The sequence below is a fragment of the Actinacidiphila sp. DG2A-62 genome (genome assembly GCF_035825295.1).
Taxonomy (GTDB): domain Bacteria; phylum Actinomycetota; class Actinomycetes; order Streptomycetales; family Streptomycetaceae; genus Actinacidiphila.
In genome coordinates this window covers 5462317-5478181 of the sequence record NZ_JAYMGI010000002.1, presented here as the reverse complement: position 1 = coordinate 5478181, position 15865 = coordinate 5462317, and the positions used below count along the sequence as shown (strand labels likewise).

The window sequence follows — 15865 nt, the reverse complement described above, 5'->3', positions numbered from 1 at the left end:
GCCGGCATGTCGCCACCGGCCGAAGGGGCACATCGGTCCGCGTCCAGCGCCGACGGCGCGCCGCCCCCGGCGCGCAGGGGCAGCGCACTCGGAGGGGCAGCGCCCTCGGAGGGGGAGCGCCCTCGGAGGGGGAGCGTCAGGTCTGGGCCGGGTGGGGGATGTGCTCGCGGACCCAGGCGACGACATCGGCCGTGGAGGTGCCGGGAGTGAAGATCGCGGCGACGCCCAGCTCCTTGAGCGGGGGGATGTCCGCCTCGGGGATGATGCCGCCGCCGAAGACCTTGATGTCCTCCGCGTCGCGCTCCTTGAGCAGCTCCATGACCTTCGCGAAGAGCGTCATGTGCGCGCCGGAGAGGATGGACAGGCCGATGGCGTCGGCGTCCTCCTGGATCGCCGTGTCCACCACCTGCTCGGGCGTCTGGTGCAGGCCGGTGTAGATGACCTCCATGCCCGCGTCGCGCAGCGCCCTCGCGATGACCTTCGCCCCGCGATCATGGCCGTCGAGACCCGGCTTGGCGACCACCACGCGGATCGGACCGGACACTCCCATCACTGCCTCCATGACTGCGGCCGGCGGCTCGCGGCGGCCCACGGCTTACGGCTCACGGCTTATGGCTCACGGTTTACGGTTCACGACACCACCGGCGACGGCGCGCCGTGTGAACGAACGTTATCGCCGTTAGCTGCGGCCGGACAGTTTTACCGAACCCATGGAGGGGGAAATCACAAAGAGAACAGCCCCGACAGGGGCGCCGCTCGGGTCCGCCGCGGACCCCCTGGCGAGGGACACGCCGAGGGGCTCGCGCACGGGCCCGGTCGCTTCCCCGGCAGCCGCAGACACCGCGGGTTGACCAGGGAGCACGGAGCCGCCGCCAGGCGCCGCGGCGTCGGGCCCGCAGCCGCAGGGCGCGCGCCCGCGGCGTCCGCGGGCGCCGGCGCAGGAGGTGGGCCATGGCCGATCGGCCGCAGGATTCACCCGGGTCACCCGCGCCAAGCGCGTCGGGCGCGGCAGGTGCGTCGCCCGCACCCCCCGCACGCGGCGCGCCCCGCACCCCGCCCGCCGCCCGGCGCACCGCCGAGCCCCCACCCGCCCGGCGCACCGCCGAGCCCCCGCCCGCGCCGCCCACCGGAATCGGCGCCCGACTGGCCGCCCTGCGCCACAGCGCCGACCTCGCCCGGGCCACCGCCGTCGACCTGGCCGTCCTCGGCGCCCACCTGCTGCTCTACCCGACCGGCGTGCTCCCCGAGCACCCGCACCCCGCCCAGGCCGCGCTCCCCGGACCGCCGCGGGCCCGCGACGCCCACGGCGCCCGTGACGCCGCCGACGCCGCCGAGACCACCGACGCGCACAGCGCCGCGCCCCGCGCACCCCGCACCCACCCCCCGCACCCGCCCGTCCTCCTCCTGCACGGCTTCGTGGACAACCGCTCCGCCTTCGCCCTGCTGCGCCGTTCCCTGCACCGCAACGGCTGGACGGATGTGCGAGCGGTCAACTACTCACCGTTCACCCCGGACCTGCGGACCGCGGCCGAGCAGCTGCGGGCGCATGTCGAGGAGACCTGCGCGCTGTCGGGCCGGCGCCGGGTGGACATCGTGGCGCACAGCCTCGGCGGCCTGATCGCCCGCTATTACGTCCAGCGCATGGGCGGCGACGCCCGGGTGCGGACGCTGGTCACGCTGGGCACGCCGCATGCGGGGACGCGCGCGGTGCCGGCCTTCGTGCCGCACCCGCTGGCCCGCCAGATGCGGCCGGGCTCCGCTGTACTGGCCGAGCTGGCGGAGCCGGCCCGGGGTGCGGGACCCGCTTCGTGGCGTTCTGGAGCGACCTGGACCAGCTGATGATCCCGGTGGGTTCGGCGCGCCTCGAACACCCGGACCTTTCCGCGCGGAACGTCAAGGTGACGGGAATCGGCCATCTGACCCTCCCGGTGCACGGCCCGGTGGCCGCGGAGATCCGGCGGGCACTGGGCTCCGGGACCCCGCACGGGCCCTCCCGCGGCACGGCCGCCGACGCCGCATAACGGACACATAACGGTCGAATATCGACCGAACACCGGGCAAGGCGGACGCCAGGTCCCGGCGAAAGGTTGTCCCCGCCGGACACGGAGGGCTACAGTCGCCGCTGATTCTCCTGCTGCCTAGGCGAAAGAGAAGCTGGCGGTGAATGAACGTCACGCGTCGGGGTTCTCCCCCGACTACGACGCCTACGGGTACGACCCTTATTCCACCGGGGCGTACCAGACCGTCGGCACCGCCTTCGCCGACGACGCCGACGCGGCGACCGGCACGTACACCGCGTACATCCCGCAGCAGCACCAACCGCAGGACTATGGCCAGGGTTACGCGTACACCGACCCGTACGGCTACGCCCAGCAGCCGCCGCGGCAGTATCCGGAGCAGCAGGCCCACGACCCCTCGGCGACGCAGAGGTGGGACACCGGCGGCTACCCGGCGTACGACCCCTACGCGTACGGCCCGACCGCCGCGCCCACCGCGGTCGGCACCGGCACGTACTACGACACGGGTACGTACCACGACCTGACCGCGGGCTTCGAGCAGACCGGCGTGCAGCAGGCCCACCAACCGCTGCCCGACTGGGATTCCGGCTCCTACCCGGCGTACGGCTACGCCACCGGGTACGCGACCGGCTACGGCTACGACGCCGGCGGCGACACGGGCGGGTACGAGCAGGTGCCCGACCTCCAGGTCCCCGACGTCCCGGACGCTCTGGACAGCACCGGCACCCTGGACGCCCTCGACGCCCTCGAAGGTCTCCACGACCTCGACGACCCGCACGGCGCCGCGATCCTGAACGACCTCGCGGACGACCGCGACGACGTGCCCGTCCGGCACGACTACGCGAGCGACGGCTTCGCCCCCGGCGAGCCCACCGCGCGCAGCCGCCGCCGCAAGCCGGCCAAGCGCTCGGCGCTGCTGACCGTCGCCGTGCCGTCGGTCGCGGTGATGGGCGTCGCGGCGGTCGGCGCGGCCGCGGTGACCGGGGTCGGCATGGCGCAGGACAGCTCCTCCACGACCCAGGCGGACGGCGCCGCGACGCCCGGCGCCACGACCGCGACGACCACCCAGCTGGACCGGCAGCTCGCCGGGGTCAGCCGGGACGCCGGGGACTTCGCCACCCGCGCCAGCCGCTCGCAGGAGCGGCTGGACCTCAAGGAGCGGCAGGCGGCGGCGAAGAAGGCGGCTGCGGCGGCCGCGGCCCGCAAGGAGGCGCTGCGGCCGAAGTTCGTGCTGCCGGTCACGCAGAAGGGCCTGAGCGCGTACTTCGGCCAGGCCGGTGTCAACTGGATGGCGCTGCACACCGGCATCGACTTCCCGGTGCAGGTCGGCACCCCGGTGATGGCGGTGACCGACGGCACGGTCCGCACCCAGTGGAACTCCTCCTACGGCAACATGGCGATCGTCACCGCGCCGGACGGCACCGAGACGTGGTACTGCCATCTGAGCAGCACCAAGATCCGCTCGGGCAAGGTGAAGGCGGGCACGGTCATCGCGTACTCCGGCAACACCGGCAACACCACCGGCCCGCACCTGCACCTGGAGGTCCGCCCGGACGGCGGCGCCCCCATCGACCCGCTGCCCTGGCTGCTCAAGCACGGTCTCGACCCGCGCTGACCTCACCCCGGGCCTCACTCCGGCCTCACGCCGGGCCTCTCACGCGGGCCCCGTACCGAACCCCCCTCGCGGGTCTCACCGGCTCCCCCGCCGGCTCCCCTCCCCCGCCCGCCCGGCCGGGGCTTCTCGGCTAGAGCTTCTCCACCGGCGCGTACCGCAGCAGCAGTTGCTTGGGGCGGTCGTCCCCGAAGTCGATCGTCGCCTTCTCGTCGCCCGGCCGTCCGGTGACCGCCACGACCGTGCCGAGACCGAACTGGTCGTGGGTGACGCGGTCGCCGACCGCGAGCGAGATCACCGGGCGGTCGCCCGCGCCGCGCCGGGTCGCGAAACCGCCCGTGGCGCCGCCGCCCCTGGACCGCGCGGCGAGCGTGGACGACAGTGAGGCCGCCGCCTTCGACACCGCGCCGCCCGAACCCGCGCCGCCGGCACCGCCGGAGCCCCCGGGGCCGCCGCCGAACGCCGCTCCCGTCCGCTTCCACTCTATGAGCGACGCGGGGATCTCCTCCAGGAACCGCGACGGAGGGTTGTACGAGGGCTGGCCCCACGCGCTGCGCATCACCGAGCGGGTGACGTAGAGGCGCATCCGGGCGCGCGTGATGCCGACGTAGGCCAGCCGGCGCTCCTCCTCCAACTCCTTGACCTGGCCGAGCGCGCGCATGTGCGGGAAGACGCCGTCCTCCAGGCCGGTGAGGAACACCACAGGGAATTCCAGGCCCTTGGCGGTGTGCAGCGTCATCAGCGTGATCACGCCGCCGGATTCGGCGTCGTCGTCGGGGATCTGGTCGGAGTCGGCGACCAGCGCGACGCGTTCCAGGAAGTCGGCCAGTGTGCCGGGTTCGTCCTCGGCCCGCTCCTGCTCGAACTCCAGGGCGACGGCGGCGAGTTCCTGGAGGTTCTCCACCCGCGTCTCGTCCTGCGGGTCGGTGGACGCCTGCAACTCGGCGAGGTAGCCGGTGCGTTCCAGGACCGCCTCCAGGACGACGGCCGGGCCCGCGCCGGACTCCACGACCGTGCGCAGCTCGTCCATCAGGGTGTTGAAGCGCTTGACGGCGTTCGCCGAGCGGGCCGCCATGCCGTACGCCTCGTCGACGCGGCGCAGCGCCTGCGGGAAGGAGATCTTCTCGCGCAGCGCCAGGGCGTCGATCATCGCCTCCGCGCGCTCGCCGATGCCGCGCTTGGGGACGTTGAGGATGCGGCGCAGCGGGACGTTGTCCTCGGGGTTGGCCAGCACCCTCAAGTACGCCAGCACGTCGCGTACTTCGCGCCGTTCGTAGAAGCGGACGCCGCCGACGACCTTGTACGGCAGGCCGACCCGGATGAAGACTTCCTCGAAGACACGGGACTGCGCGTTGGTGCGGTAGAAGACCGCGACGTCGCCGGGGCGGGCGTCGCCGGCGTCGGTGAGCCGGTCGATCTCCTCGGCGATGTACTGCGCCTCGTCGTGCTCGGTGTCGGCGACGTAGCCGGTGATGACCGGGCCGTCGCCGGACTGCGTCCACAGGTTCTTGGCGCGGCGGCCCGCGTTGCGCTCGATGACCGCGTTGGCGGCGGACAGGATGGTCTGGGTGGAGCGGTAGTTCTGCTCCAGCAGGATGGTGCGGGCCTGCGGGTAGTCCTCCTCGAACTGGAGGATGTTGCGGATCGTCGCGCCGCGGAAGGCGTAGATCGACTGGTCGGCGTCGCCGACCACGCACAGCTCCCCCGCCTCCTCCCCGAGCCGACCAGCTCGCGGACCAGCGTGTACTGCGCGTGGTTGGTGTCCTGGTACTCGTCGACCAGGACGTGCCGGAAGCGCCGCCGGTAGTGCTCGGCGACGTCCGGGAACGCCTGGAGCAGGTTGACGGTGGTCATGATGATGTCGTCGAAATCCAGCGCGTTGGCCTCGCGCAGCCGGGCCTGGTAGAGCGCGTACGCCTCGGCGAGCTTCTTGTCGAACGTGGTCTCCGCCTGGCCGGCGAAGGTCTCCTCGTCGATCAGCTCGTTCTTGAGGTTGGAGATCTTGGCGCTGAAGGACTTCGGCGGGAACTGCTTGGGGTCCAGGTCCAGGTCGCGCTGGCAGACCAGGGCCATCAGCCGCTTGGAGTCGGCCGCGTCGTAGATCGAGAAGGACGAGGTGAAGCCGAGCTTCTTGGACTCGCGGCGCAGGATGCGCACGCAGGCGCTGTGGAAGGTGGACACCCACATCGCGTTCGCCCGCGGGCCGACCAGCTGCTCGACACGCTCCTTCATCTCGCCCGCGGCCTTGTTGGTGAAGGTGATGGCGAGGATCGAGCCGGGGTGCACGTGCCGCGCGCCGAGCAGGTGGGCGATGCGGTGGGTGAGCACCCGGGTCTTGCCTGAGCCGGCGCCGGCGACGATGAGCAGCGGGCTGCCGGCGTGCACGACGGCCGCGGCCTGCTGCTCGTTGAGCCCCTCCAGCAGCTGCGCGGGGTCGATCGCGGGGCGCGGGGCGCCGTCGCGATAGTACGCGTCGCGGGCTGGCGGCGGGCCGTCGAAGCGGTCGCCGAACAGGTCGTGCGGGACCTCCTCCGCGGCGTGGCCGGGGCCGCCGTCCGCCTCGTCGTCCGGCGGGGGCACGTCGTCGCCGGAGGACGGGTCGGACGGCCCGTGGGCCGGTCCGTGGGCGGCGTCGAGACCGGCGAGGAAGTGTTCGTCAAAGAGGCTGCTCATCGCCTCCCGAGTCTAGGGCCCGCCGCCGACAGCCGCGGCGGTTCGGGTCGGCCGCGGCTCCGCGGGACCCGGGCCGCGGTAGCCCGGTCGGCACGCAGGGTGACGACACGCCCGCGTCGAAAAAAGATTACGAAAAGGTATCGGGCCTTATCGGACATCGCCCTTCCCAGCAACGGCGGGCCTTGGCTACGGTTCCGCACCAGCCGCTTCGGTCAGCGTCCGAGAGGAGTCCGTCCGCCATGGCGACGCACCGTAAGGCCCGTACCGCTTTGCTGAGCACGCCGGGGCCGCGTGCCGCCGTGGGGATCACCACGGCCGCGCTGGCCACCGTGACGCTGATGACCGAGAGCGCCGGCGCCGCCCCCGCGCCGGGCAAGCCCGCCCAGCCGACCATCGCGCAGACCAAGGCGAAGGTCGACAGCCTCACCCACCAGGCCGAGGTCGCCACCGAGAAGTACAACGGCGCCAAGGAGCAGGTCGACCAGCAGAACGCGAAGGTCAACCGGCTGCTGGAGGCCGCCGCGCGGAAGACGCAGGCGCTGAACGACTCGCGCCGGGTGCTCGGGCAGATCGCCGCCGCGCAGTACCGCAACGGCGGCGACGACTCGACCACCCGCTACATGCTGGCCGGCGACCCGCAGTCGCTGGTCGACGAGCTGCACCTGACCAGCGTGATGAACAAGCGGCAGCGCGCCGCGGTCGAGTCGTACCGGGTGCAGCAGGTCGCCGCGACCCAGCAGCGCATCGAGGCGGCCAAGAGCCTGGCCACGCTGACCACCCAGCAGACCAGGCTGAAGGCCGCCAAGGCGGACGTACAGACCAAGCTCGGCGAGGCGCAGAAGCTGCTCAACAGCCTGACCGCGCAGGAGAAGGCGCGGCTGGCGGCGCTGGCGGCCAAGCAGGAGGCCGAGGCGCGCAAGCGGGCGCAGGAGCTGGCCGCCCAGCAGAAGGCCGCGGCGCAGAAGGCGGCCAAGGCCGCGCAGTCGGCCGGCTCGACGGGCTCGACCGGGTCGGGCAGCGCCGCCAACACCTCGATCGCCCAGCAGGTGATCGCCTTCGCCCGGGACCAGCTCGGCAAGCCGTACGTGTGGGGTGCGACGGGCCCCGACTCCTTCGACTGCTCGGGACTGACCCAGGCCGCGTACAAGGCCGCCGGGATCAACCTGCCGCGCACCACCTGGGACCAGGTGAACGTCGGCCACCGGGTGTCCGTGGACGCTCTGCAGCCGGGCGACCTGATCTTCTTCTACAGCGACATCAGCCACGTCGGGCTCTACATCGGCGACGGCCAGATGATCCACGCGCCGCACACCGGCACCGTGGTCAAGATCGCGCCGATCACGGAAATGCCCATCTACGCCGGGGTTCGCCCGTATTGACCGCGACGCGGGCCGGCCACGGCGGCCACCGACGGTAAGATCACGAAGCGATGTCGGTCACATTGCGATCCAAACTTCCCATGACCCGCACCCGTTGGCTACGGTAACCGGCTAGGTGACACGTCCTCCGCCGGGAATTGCCGGCAGCATGCCACCTCCGCCTAATCCGGCCGCACGGCCGGAGCCGGGGACCCACCAGCATTTGGGGTGAATCGGGCCGGCGCCGCGAGGCGCGGGACCGTAGGGCGACCTTTCGAGCCCGAACCCGTCAGCTAACCCGGTCGGCGGTCCACGGAAGGAGTCGCCTCCTTGGCGTCGCACCGCAAGCCGCGTCCCCGAATACTCGCCTCCGCCGCCCCCCGTGCGGCGGTCGGCGTCACGGCGGCGGCACTGGCCTCGGTCACCCTGATGAGCGAGAGCGCGCACGCCGCGCCCGCCAAGCCCTCGATCAGCGAGGTCAAGAAGCAGATCGACACGCTGAACCAGCAGGCCGAGGTGGCCACCCAGCAGTACGACCAGGCCAAGGAGAAGACCGCGACCGCGCGGACCAAGGCCAACCAACTGCTCGCGCAGGTGGCCCAGAAGACCCAGAAGATGAACGAGACCCGGCGGGTGCTGGGCCAGTTCGCCACCGCCCAGTACCGCGACGGCGGGATCGACCAGACCACGCAGCTGTTCCTGTCCAGCAACCCCGAGCAGTTCCTCGAGCAGTCGCACATGCTCGACCGGCTGTCCAGCACGCAGGAGCAGGCGCTGGAGACCTTCAAGGTCCAGCAGGAGCAGGCGAACATCCAGCGGCAGCAGGCCACCGCGAGCCTCGACGAACTGTCTCGCGCGCAGAGCAAGCTGGCCGCCCAGAAGAAGAACGTGCAGACGAAGCTGGCCGCCGCGCAGAAGCTGCTGAACAGCCTCACCGCGGAGCAGCGGGCGAAGATCGCCGCGATGCACCCGGCGAGCACGTCCTCCTCGTCCTCGTCGTCGGCCGGCGTCAGCTATACCTACAACGGCCCGGCCAGCGGGCGCGCCGCCGCCGCGATCCAGTTCGCGCTGGCGCAGCGCGGCAAGCCGTACGTCTCCGGCGGCACCGGCCCCAACGCGTACGACTGCTCGGGCCTGACCCAGGCCGCGTACAAGGCGGCCGGCGTCGGCATCGGCCGCACCACCTGGGACCAGGTCAAGGACGGCGTCGCGGTCTCGCAGTCCGATCTGCGCCCCGGCGACCTGGTGTTCTTCTACTCCGGCATCTCGCACGTGGGCATCTACCTGGGCAACGGCGAGATCGTGCACGCGCCGCACACCGGCGCGACCGTGGAGATCGCGCCGATGAGCTGGATGCCGTTCGCCGCGGCCCGCCGGGTGGCCTGAGCACGCGGGCCCCCGGGCCGACCCTCGGCCACGCCCTCGCGACGAAGCCCTCACGTCGACGCCCTCACGACGACGCCCTACGTCCAGGCCCTCACGTCCAGGCCCTTATGTCCACAGGACGGCGATGAAGATGTTGACGGCCGTGAGCGCGCCGACCGCCGCGAAGACGCGGGGGTCGACGCGCTCCTCGTCGCGCTTGACGTAGACCAGGCCCAGGATCACGATCAGCACCGCCAGTTTGACGCCGAGCTTGGCGCTGCTGGGGTGGAGGTCGTCGGCGTGCGCGATGGCGATCAGCGCGACGCCGGTGACGAGCATGGTCAGCGCGCCGTAGAGCATCCCGGAGACGAAGCGGACCTGCCCGCCGCTGTTGCCCATCACCGGCAGTTGGGTGAGGAAGCCGCCGAGCAGCGCGGCGATGCCGATGATGTGCAGCCCGACGAAGACGTGGAGAAGCGTGTCCATGCCCTGGACCCTAATCGGGCAGGTAGCACGCGAGCCGTCCAGGGGTGGGGAGTACGGGGCAATCCGTCAAGTCGGCCACCGATACGGGCGGATCACCCGTCGAACAGCGGTCGGGACCGGTCGGGCGGTGGCCGAAAGGGGGCAGTCCCGGTCGGAGGGCCCGCACCGCGGGCGGCCCAGGCTTAACGTCGCATCCCAGGCGGCCTCCCCTCAAGCGGTCCGGCCGCCTCCGCCGAGCCCGGCGGCGTCCCGTCCCCCGTGCGGGCGCCGCCGGGCCCCCGGCTCCCGGGGACCGTCCCCGGAGCGCCCCCTTGGGAAGGAGGGACGGCCGCCATGGCCTCCCACAGTCGCCTGCCGTTACCGCGGATCACCGTCTCCCGCTCGGTGCAGCGCACCGCGTTCACCCTGGCGCTCGCCTCGGCGGCGTCCGCGCCGTTCCTGGCCGGGGCCGCGCAGGCCGAGCCCAAGATGACCAGGGCCGAGGTGCAGGCGAAGGTCGCCGAGCTGTACCAGGAGGCCGAGCAGGCCACGCAGTCCTACGACGGTACGAAGGTCCGCGCCGACCAGGCCGCCGCCGAGTTGGACCGGTTGCAGGACGAACTGGCCCGCAAGACCGCCCGGTTGGAGTCGGTCCGCGACGCGCTCGGCGGCGTCGCCGCGGCGCAGTACCGCTCCGGGACGCTGGACCCGACGCTGCAACTCGCGCTCAGCTCCTCGCCGCGGGACTATCTGGAACGCGCCGGGCTGCTCCGGCAGTTGGGCGCCCGCCAGGCCGCCGCGGTGGACCGGCTCACCGTGCAGCAGCGGGACGTGACGCGCACCCGCGGGCAAGCGTCGGACAAGCTCGCCGCGCTGCGCGCGGCGCAGTCCCAACTCGCCGCGCGCAAGCGGGCGGTGCAGGACAAGCTCGACCAGGCGCGGGCGCTGCTGGACCGGTTGACGCCGGCCGACCGGGCCGCGGTGCGGGCAGCCGACGACGGCGCGTCCTCACGGTCCGGTACGTCCCCGGGCACGTCGCCGGCCGCCGCGTCCCGGGCCGCCGGCCGCCTGCCGCTGACCGGCGTCCCCGGCTCTTCCGGCTCCGGCGCCCCCGCGCCCTCCTCGCGCGCCGCCGCCGCGGTGGCCTTCGCCTACCGGGCCCTCGGGCTCCCCTACGTCTGGGGCGCGACCGGCCCGAGCGCGTACGACTGCTCCGGCCTGACCCAGGCGGCCTGGCGCGCGGCCGGCGTCGCGCTGCCGCGCACCACGTACACGCAGATCAACGCCGGCACCCGGGTCCCCCGCTCCCAGCTGCGCCCCGGCGACCTGGTGTTCTTCTACTCCGGCATCTCGCACGTGGGCCTCTACATCGGCGACGGCAAGATGATCCACGCCCCGCACCCGGGCGCGGCGGTGCGGATCGCGCCGATCTCCGAGATGCCCTTCGCCGCCGCCACCCGCCCGGCCTGACCCGCGCCTGACCCGCGCCTGACCCGCGCCTGACCCGCGCCGGGCTCTGACCGAGCCCCGTCCGGCGCCGCTTCTTCCGCCACGTCCGCGCGTGCCGCCCGGCCCCCGCGCTTCGGGGCCGGGCAATGCGCGCGTCAAGACGCGTTCAAGAAGGCGAGGGGCAACGTCCGTCCCGCCGCCCGCGAAGTGGCTGGTGGGGTTTTTGTGGTGTTCAGCGGGGGGTCACACAGCCTGCCGACGCTCCAGGTGAGGGTAATCCGCCTGCACCGGAGGGTTCTGATGGCCGGGCTCGGTTCCGCTGCCACAGGTGTCAATCGACGTCGACTTCTCATCGCCTCGGGCGCCACGGCCGCGTCGGCCGCCGTGGCCTGGCCGCTGGCCGCGCGCGGCGCCACGCCGCAGGCCGCCGCCCGGCCGGCCGCACCGCATCCCGCCGCCGCCCACCCCACCGGCGGCCCGGTCCGCATCACCCACGACCCGGTGGTCCGGCGGCCCGCGCCGTACGGGCTGACCACGCTCGACGCGACCGCCCGGCTGCACGGCCCGGCCGGCGGCTACCGGCGGATCGCCGCGGGGCCGGGCTGGCCGGTGGCGGTACGCCAGGAGCTGGCCGCCGCGGCCGCTCGCAGGACCGACCGGCGCACCCCGCTGGCCTGCTTCGCGCAGCTCACCGACCTGCACATCGCCGATGTGCAGCACCCGCTGCGCACCGAGTTCCTGCGGGCCGGCTCGCCCGGCTCGTGGCGCGCGCAGGAGGCCCTGTCCGCGCACGGCGCCGTCGCGCTGATCGAGCAGGTGAACGCGCTGCGGGCCGGCCCGCACACCGGGCTGCCGCTCGGCTTCGCCATCTCCACCGGCGACAACGCGGACAACAACGCCGCGATCGAGCTGGAGTGGTACATGACCGCGATGAGCGGCGGCCCGATCACCCCGAACACCGGCGACCCGGCGGCGTACGAGGGCGCGCAGAACACCGGGCTGGCGCAGTTCTGGCAGGTCGAGCAGGCGCTGCGGGACGTCGACAAGCAGCGCGGCCTGCCCCGGCTGCCCGGCTACCTCGCCGCCGCGACCGCCCCGCTGACCAGCCCCGGCCTGAAGGTCCCGTGGTACTCGACGCCCGGCAACCACGACGCGCTGCCGGCCGGCTGCCTCGCCCCGGAGGACTCCTGGCTCCAGGCGTACGCGGTGGGCGCGCGCAAGCTGTACACCGTCTCCGACGCCGACGCGGCCCGCTTCCGCGCGGTGGTGGTCAGCGGCGCGGACCCGCGCAGTTCGGTGCTCAAGGACGTGCTGCGCGCGAACGCCTCGCGGGCCAGGACCGTCACGCCCGACCCGCGCCGCCGCGCCACCGACCCGCACGACTTCCTGCTCGCGCACCTGGACCCCGCGCACACCGGCGCGGGCCCGGTCGGCCACGGCTACACCGAGGACAACCTCGACGGCGACCGGCAGTACTACTCCTTCGCCGTCGCCGAGGGCGTGCTCGGCATCAGCCTGGACACCACCTTCCGCGGCGGCCACCTCCAGGGCTCCCTGGACGGCGACCAACTGCGCTGGCTGGAGCGGACGCTGACCGCGCACAGCGCGGCGTACTACGACACCGACGGCCACCGGGTCGCCAACCCCGGCGCGGCCGACGCGAAGATCCTGGTGTTCAGCCACCACCACAGCCCGAGCATGACGGTACGGCCCGACGCCACCGCGGAGGACAGGGCCCGGCACGACGGCCAGGAGGTCATCGCCCTGCTGCACCGCTTCCCGAACGTGGTGGCGTGGATCAACGGCCACAGCCACGTCAACAAGATCACGCCGCACCCGCACCCCGCGGCGCCCGCGCGGTCCTTCTGGGAGGTCAACACCGCCTCGCACGTGGACTACCCGCAGCACGCCAGGCTCTTCGAGCTTGCCGACAACCACGACGGCACGGTGTCGCTGTTCACCACCCTCGTCGAGTCCTCGGCGCCCTACCGCACCGACTTCGCCGACCGGTCCTCGGTGGGCCTGGCCTCGCTCTACCGCGAACTGTCCTACAACGCCCCTGGCCTGGGCGCCTACCTCGCCGATACGTCGTCCGGGGTCAAGGAGTCGGCGGCCGGCGAGGCCCGCGACCGCAACACCGAACTGCTCGTGCGCATCGCCTGAGACGCGCCCCGCGGGCCCCGCCGGAGGGCGTACGGGCCCCGCGCGTGTCCGCAACCGTTAGGGGAAAGCGACCCGCGACCGGCCGGACCGGCGTAGTGTCGTCTGTCGACCTGCGACGGGCCGGCGGCGAACGGACGGGAGAGCGGACATGCAAGCCCTGACGGCGAGTTGGGGCGCCTGGCGGGAGGCGTACACGCTGTACTGCAAGGCGCTGCCGGAACGCGCCTCGCACACGCAGTGCCCCGACTGCGGCGCCGACGCGCTGCGGGTGGCCTTCACCGGGCAGCCGAGCGAGCGCACCGGCTACGCGTCCTTCTGGTGCGACGCCTGCCTGATCGGCATCCACCTCAGTCGCTGCCGGGTGCCCGAGGGCACACCGATGGAGTCCCTGGACACCCCGGTCGAGCAGCGCGCGGTGCGGGTGCCGAACTACACGCTGCTGTGGCCGGACGAGGACGTGGTCTGAGCCCCGGCTACACCAGCCGCCGGGCGGTGGCCCACCGGGTCAGCTCGTGCCGGTTGGACAGCTGGAGCTTGCGCAGCACCGCCGAGACGTGCGACTCGACCGTCTTCACCGAGATGAACAGCTGCTTGGCGATCTCCTTGTACGCGTAGCCGCGCGCGATCAGCCGCAGCACCTCGCGCTCGCGCTGGGTGAGCCGGTCCAGATCCTCGTCCACCGGGGGCGCGTCGGTGGAGGCGAAGGCGTCCAGCACGAAGCCGGCCAGTCGCGGCGAGAAGACCGCGTCGCCGTCGCGCACCCGGAAGATCGAGTCGATCAGGTCGGGCCCGGTGATCGTCTTGGTGACATAGCCGCGGGCGCCGCCGCGGATCACGCCGATGACGTCCTCGGCGGCGTCCGACACCGACAGCGCGAGGAAGCGCACCGGCCGCTCGGGGTCGGCCGACAGCGCGGCGCAGCGGCGCAGCACCTCGACGCCGCCGCCGCCGGGCAGGTGCACGTCGAGCAGCACCACCTCGGGCCGGGTCGCGGTGACCACCGAGACCGCCTGGTCGACGTCGGCGGCCTCGCCGACCACCTCGACGCCGGTCTCGGCGGTCGCGCCGATCTCCGCCTGGACGCCGGTGCGGAACATGCGGTGGTCGTCCACGAGCACCACGCGGACCCGCCGCGCGGGACCGGTCTCCACGCCGGACGCGGGACCGGTCTCCACGCCGGACGCGGCGTTGGACGCGGGACCGGTCCCCGCGCCGGACGCGCCCGCCGTGCCCGCGCCGGCGGCGCCCGCGCCGGCCGCCGTCGCCCCCGCCGGCGTGCCCGCCGGCCGCGTACCCTCGTCGTCCCTGCCGGTCGTGCCGGTCATGCCGCCGCCACCCTCTCCATCTCCAGCTCCACTTCGGTGCCGCCGCCCGGCGCCGCGCGCAACCGCGCCTGCCCGCCGTTGCGCTCCATCCGGCCGATGATCGATTGTCGTACGCCCATGCGGTCCTCGGGGACCTGGTCGAGGTCGAATCCGGGGCCGTGGTCGCGTACCGAGACGAACACCCGGGCCTCCTCGACCTCGGCGTAGACCTGGACCGGGCCGCCGTCGCCACCGTACTTGGCCGCGTTGACCATCGCCTCGCGCCCGGCCTGCATCTGCGCGACCAGGCGTTCGTCCAGCGGGCAGTCGCCGACGCAGACCACCTCGACCGGCACCCCGTGCGCGTCCTCGACCTCGGCGGCGGCGGCGCGCACCGCCTCGGCCAGGGTGGTCGGCTCGTCGTCGCGGCCGGTGCCCTCGGGGCGGTAGAGCCAGGCGCGCAGCTCGCGCTCCTGGGCGCGGGCGAGCCGGGCGACCTCGCGCGGGTCCTCGGCGTTGCGCTGGATCAGCGTGAGCGTGTGCAGCACGGAGTCGTGCACATGGGCGGCGACCTCGGCGCGCTCCTGGGCGCGGATGCGCATCAGCCGCTCCGCCGACAGGTCCTGCGTCATCCGCACCAGGTAGGGGCCGGCGATCAGCGCGACGCCGACCAGCACCGCGAGCGCGGCCTGGAGGATGCCGCCGAGGTGGCTGCCGCTGCCGCGCACCACGATGAAGCCGGTGACGCCCGCGACGACCAGGGCGACGCCGGCCGCCGCCCGGGCCAGCGGCCAGAACCGCTTGCCGTGGCTCATCTCGACCCAGCGGGCCTTGCGCGCGTTGTCCGCCTGCCGCCACACCAGCGCCACGCCCAGCGCGATCACCAGCAGCGGCCACACCGCGCGGTTGGCGGCGCCGAGGTTGAGGTTGTCCACCAGGATGCCGGTGCCGGCGGCGAGCGCGATGAGCGCGATGATCTGGCCCTTGTCCGGGCGCTTGCCGGCCAGCCAGGAACGGGCGTCGCGCGGCTCCTTGGCCTCCGCGACGCCGCCGACGCCGAGCGGCACGAAGAACCAGAAGACCGCGTAGAGCAGCACCCCGATGCCGTTGAACGCGGCCAGCACGATGAACAGCGCGCGCACCCACAGCACCGGCAGGCTCAGGTGGCCGGCCAGGCCGCGGGCCACACCGCCGACCATGCGGCCCTCGGAGCTGCGGTAGAGCTTGCGGACGCCGGCGTCGGCGGGGTCGGGCGCGTTGAGGAAGGAGGCGCCGGACGCCCCGGAGGGGCCGGGTGCGCCGGAGGCTCCGGGCGGTCCCGGGACTCCGGGGGGCGGGGCGCTGGCTGGCATACCCCCGATCGTCACACAACGCGGTCCCTGGGGACATCAGGGTCGGCCCCCCAAGGGTCCCGGCCCCGCGCCGGGGGCGTCCCGGGGCGCACCCCAGGGGACGATT

At 73.5% G+C, this 15865-nt stretch carries 10 protein-coding genes, 2 pseudogenes and 1 riboswitch; of the genes and pseudogenes, 7 read left to right on the top strand and 5 right to left on the bottom strand.

The window, feature by feature from the left end; translation table 11 throughout:
- Nucleotides 1-136 precede the first annotated feature (136 nt).
- Complete coding sequence (locus VSR01_RS24650; protein WP_326451313.1) at nucleotides 137-550, bottom strand: cobalamin B12-binding domain-containing protein; 414 nt, start codon at nucleotides 548-550, stop codon at nucleotides 137-139.
- Between the two features lie 401 nt (nucleotides 551-951).
- Here VSR01_RS24650 and VSR01_RS24645 point away from each other — a divergent pair.
- Nucleotides 952-2021, top strand: a pseudogene (locus VSR01_RS24645) (esterase/lipase family protein).
- A gap of 139 nt (nucleotides 2022-2160) precedes the next feature.
- Complete coding sequence (locus tag VSR01_RS24640) at nucleotides 2161-3633, top strand: M23 family metallopeptidase (RefSeq protein ID WP_326451312.1); 1473 nt, start codon at nucleotides 2161-2163, stop codon at nucleotides 3631-3633.
- Between the two features lie 130 nt (nucleotides 3634-3763).
- Here VSR01_RS24640 and pcrA read toward each other — a convergent pair.
- Nucleotides 3764-6303 (bottom strand): annotated as a pseudogene (gene pcrA / locus VSR01_RS24635) (DNA helicase PcrA).
- Between the two features lie 239 nt (nucleotides 6304-6542).
- Between pcrA and VSR01_RS24630 the strand changes: the two are divergent.
- A complete protein-coding gene (locus VSR01_RS24630) occupies nucleotides 6543-7682 on the top strand; it encodes a C40 family peptidase (RefSeq protein ID WP_326451311.1) in 1140 nt (379 codons plus the stop codon).
- A gap of 148 nt (nucleotides 7683-7830) precedes the next feature.
- A riboswitch (cyclic di-AMP (ydaO/yuaA leader) is annotated at nucleotides 7831-7984 on the top strand.
- A 7-nt stretch (nucleotides 7985-7991) separates the two neighbouring features.
- Nucleotides 7992-9047 (top strand): C40 family peptidase, encoded by a 1056-nt coding sequence (locus VSR01_RS24625; RefSeq protein WP_326451310.1) that lies wholly within the window; start codon nucleotides 7992-7994, stop codon nucleotides 9045-9047.
- A 105-nt stretch (nucleotides 9048-9152) separates the two neighbouring features.
- Here VSR01_RS24625 and VSR01_RS24620 read toward each other — a convergent pair whose 3' ends face one another.
- Nucleotides 9153-9512 (bottom strand): hypothetical protein, encoded by a 360-nt coding sequence (locus VSR01_RS24620; RefSeq protein WP_326451309.1) that lies wholly within the window; start codon nucleotides 9510-9512, stop codon nucleotides 9153-9155.
- 333 nt (nucleotides 9513-9845) lie between these two features.
- Here VSR01_RS24620 and VSR01_RS24615 point away from each other — a divergent pair, with 333 nt between their 5' ends.
- The 3 genes from VSR01_RS24615 to VSR01_RS24605 all read left to right on the top strand — a co-directional run bounded on the left by VSR01_RS24615 (nucleotide 9846) and on the right by VSR01_RS24605 (nucleotide 13569).
- Nucleotides 9846-10961 carry a C40 family peptidase gene (locus tag VSR01_RS24615; RefSeq protein WP_326451308.1) on the top strand — a complete coding sequence of 372 codons (1116 nt, stop codon included), beginning with the start codon at nucleotides 9846-9848 and terminating at the stop codon, nucleotides 10959-10961.
- 363 nt (nucleotides 10962-11324) lie between these two features.
- Nucleotides 11325-13103: a TIGR03767 family metallophosphoesterase gene (locus VSR01_RS24610; protein WP_326451307.1), complete on the top strand. Its 1779-nt coding sequence runs from the start codon at nucleotides 11325-11327 to the stop codon at nucleotides 13101-13103.
- A 148-nt stretch (nucleotides 13104-13251) separates the two neighbouring features.
- Complete coding sequence (locus VSR01_RS24605; protein WP_326451306.1) at nucleotides 13252-13569, top strand: hypothetical protein; 318 nt, start codon at nucleotides 13252-13254, stop codon at nucleotides 13567-13569.
- A 7-nt stretch (nucleotides 13570-13576) separates the two neighbouring features.
- On the opposite strand, the gene VSR01_RS24600 is transcribed toward VSR01_RS24605, so the two are convergent.
- Both VSR01_RS24600 and VSR01_RS24595 read right to left on the bottom strand, forming a co-directional pair.
- Nucleotides 13577-14428 (bottom strand): response regulator transcription factor, encoded by an 852-nt coding sequence (locus tag VSR01_RS24600; protein WP_326451305.1) that lies wholly within the window; start codon nucleotides 14426-14428, stop codon nucleotides 13577-13579.
- Nucleotides 14425-15759 carry an ATP-binding protein gene (locus VSR01_RS24595; protein ID WP_326451304.1) on the bottom strand — a complete coding sequence of 445 codons (1335 nt, stop codon included), beginning with the start codon at nucleotides 15757-15759 and terminating at the stop codon, nucleotides 14425-14427. Before VSR01_RS24595 ends, VSR01_RS24600 begins: the two co-directional genes overlap by 4 nt.
- Nucleotides 15760-15865: the final 106 nt, after the last annotated feature.